The 3,117-nt window shown below is 57.0% G+C and carries 1 tRNA gene and 2 rRNA genes (1 of these 3 running past the window's edge); all 3 read right to left on the bottom strand.

What is annotated here, in order from left to right:
* Positions 1–4: 4 nt before the first annotated feature.
* A tRNA-Met gene (locus WFI16_RS26865) sits at positions 5–78 on the bottom strand.
* A gap of 63 nt (positions 79–141) precedes the next feature.
* Positions 142–256: ribosomal RNA gene (gene rrf / locus WFI16_RS26860) — 5S ribosomal RNA — on the bottom strand.
* A gap of 129 nt (positions 257–385) precedes the next feature.
* Positions 386–3,117: ribosomal RNA gene (locus WFI16_RS26855) — 23S ribosomal RNA — on the bottom strand; it runs 7 nt beyond the window's last position.

The following is a 3,117-nucleotide window of genomic DNA, read 5'->3' as shown; positions in this document are numbered from 1 at the left end:
TGGGATGCGGGGACAGGATTTGAACCTGTGACCTTCAGGTTATGAGCCTGACGAGCTACCGGGCTGCTCCACCCCGCGGTGGTGATGGTTGATCAAGTGGAGATCATGAGGACCGATGACAGATTGGTATCCGGCTTGGTGGCCCGGCGGCGACCTACTCTCCCGCGCCTTGAGGCGAAGTACCATGGGCGCTGGGGTGTTTCACGGCCGAGTTCGGGATGGGATCGGGTGTAGCAACCCCGCGATGGCCACCGGGCCACCGAGCCGGACACGTCTGTATCGGAACTGATGATGCTGTCTGGATGGTGATGTTGATCGAGTGTTTTGAGTGAGTGCGGATTGATGCTGCGTGCGGTGTCGGCTTTGGGGCCGACTGCGTGTGATAGAGATGAGATCAATTGGGCTATTAGGACCGCTCAGCTGCGTCTGTTACCAGACTTCCACTTGCGGCCTATCGACGTGGTGGTCTTCCACGGCCCTTAGGGAGACCTCGTTTAGAGGCTGGTTTCCCGCTTAGATGCCTTCAGCGGTTATCCGTTCCGTACTTAGCTACCCGGCGATGCTCCTGGCGGAACAACCGGTACACCAGAGGTACGTCCATCCCGGTCCTCTCGTACTAGGGACAGATCCTCGCAAGTCTCCAACACCCATGGCAGATAGGGACCGAACTGTCTCACGACGTTCTAAACCCAGCTCACGTACCGCTTTAATCGGCGAACAGCCGAACCCTTGGGACCTGCTCCAGCCCCGGGATGCGATGAGCCGACATCGAGGTGCCAAACCTCCCCGTCGATGTGGACTCTTGGGGGAGATCAGCCTGTTATCCCTAGAGTACCTTTTATCCGTTGAGCGATGGCCCTTCCACGCGGGACCACCGGATCACTAAGGCCGACTTTCGTCTCTGTTCGCGCTGTCGCGCTCACAGTCAGGCGGGCTTATGCCTTTGCACTCAACAGCCGATGTCCGACCGGCTTGAGCCCACCATCGCGCGCCTCCGTTACCATTTGGGAGGCGACCGCCCCAGTCAAACTGCCCACCACGCAGGGTCCTGGCCCCGGCTTACGGGGCTCAGTTAGACATCAGAAAGGCGCAGGGTGGTATTTCAAGGATGGCTCCACAGAAGCTAGCGCCCCTGCTTCAAAGCCTCCCACCTATCCTACACAGCCCCTTCCTGATGCCACTGCGAAGTTGCAGTAAAGGTTCATAGGGTCTTTCCGTCTGACCACGGGTACCCCGCATCTTCACGGGGAATTCAATTTCGCTGAGCCCATGCTGGAGACAGTGGGGAGGTCGTTACGCCATTCGTGCAGGTCGGAACTTACCCGACAAGGAATTTCGCTACCTTAGGACCGTTATAGTTACGGCCGCCGTTTACTGGGGCTTCGGTTCGGAGCTTGCACTCCTCCCCTTAACCTTCCAGCACCGGGCAGGCGTCAGACCCTATACGTCATCTCTCGATTTCGCAGAGCCCTGTGTTTTTACTAAACAGTCGCCACCCCCTGGTTTGTGCCACCCACCGCTGGTTGCCCAATGGTGGGTCTCGCTTATCCCGAAGTTACGCGAGTAATTTGCCTAGTTCCTTCAGCATGGTTCTCTCAAGCGCCTCGGTATACTCAACCAGTCCACCTGTGTCGGTTTGGGGTACGGTCTATATGTCAGAGCTATTTCCTGGAGTGATCCGGCAGCCCCTCCAATCCGATAAGGAGGAACAACGGTTCACACTCGTCACTTCTGACAGGCCCAGGAATATTCACCTGGTTTCCATCGGCTACGGCTGTCGCCCTCGCCTTAGGGGCCGGCTCACCCTGCGCGGATTGGCCTTGCGCAGGAACCCTTGGACTTTCGGCGGGAGAGGTTCTCACTCTCCTTGTCGCTACTCATGTCCGCATTCGCACTTCCGATACCTCCAGCAAACCTCACGGTTCACCTTCGCAGGCCTACGGAACGCTCCGCTACCACGCATCATTGCTGATGCATCCACAGCTTCGGCAGATGACTTGAGCCCCGTTACATTTTCGCCGCAAGACAGCTATTAGACCAGTGAGCTATTACGCTTTCTTTAAAGGATGGCTGCTTCTAAGCCAACCTCCTGGTTGTTTTGGCCGTCTCACATGCTTTCCCACTTAGTCATCATTTGGGGGCCTTAGCTGGTGGTCTGGGCTGTTTCCCTCTCGACAATGGACCTTAGCACCCACTGTCTGTCTGCCAGGTATCACTCACCGGCATTCGGAGTTCGGTAGGGTTTGGTAGGACTTTGGGTCCCCCTAGCCCTTCCGGTGCTCTACCTCCGGCGGTGTTCGCCTGACGATCTACCTCAATAGATTTCGCGGAGAACCAGCTATTTCCGAGTTTGATTGGCCTTTCACCCCTAGCCACAGCTCATCCCCGACTTTTTCAACAGGCGTGGGTTCGGTCCTCCAGTGCATGTTACTGCACCTTCAACCTGGCCATGGCTAGATCACTCGGTTTCGGGTCTTCTGCCTGCAACTCGGCGCCCTGTTCGGACTCGCTTTCGCTGCGCCTACACCTAACGGCTTAAGCTTGCTGCAAACAGAAACTCGCGGACCCATTATACAAAAGGTACGCCGTCACTCCACAAGGGAGCTCCGACTGCTTGTAGGCGTTCGGTTTCAGGTCTCTTTCACTCCCCTTGTCGGGGTGCTTTTCACCTTTCCCTCACGGTACTTGTGCACTATCGGTCACCAAGGAGTATTTAGGCTTAGAGGGTGGTCCCCCTACGTTCAGACAGGGTTTCACGTGCCCCGCCCTACTCAAGGATCTTTGCAAGCCTTTCGCCTACGGGGCTATCACCCGCTATGGCCAGACTTTCCAGACTGTTCGACTGAACTTGCAAAAACCACTGGCCTGGTCCCCTTTCGCTCGCCACTACTCGGGGAATCTCTGTTGATGTCTTTTCCTCCGGCTACTGAGATGTTTCAGTTCACCGGGTTCGCCTCCCGACCCTATGTATTCAGGCCGGGATCTCCCTAAGGAGGGGTTGCCCCATTCGGACATCCGCGGATCAACGATCGCTCGCATCTCCCCGCGGCTTATCGCAGCGTGCCACGTCCTTCATCGCCTCTTGGTGCCAAGGCATCCACTGAACGCCCTTCTCAT

The organism is Roseomonas sp. USHLN139, from assembly GCF_037145735.1.
Taxonomy (GTDB): Bacteria; Pseudomonadota; Alphaproteobacteria; order Acetobacterales; family Acetobacteraceae; genus Pseudoroseomonas.
This window is presented reverse-complemented; position numbering and strand designations above follow the sequence as displayed.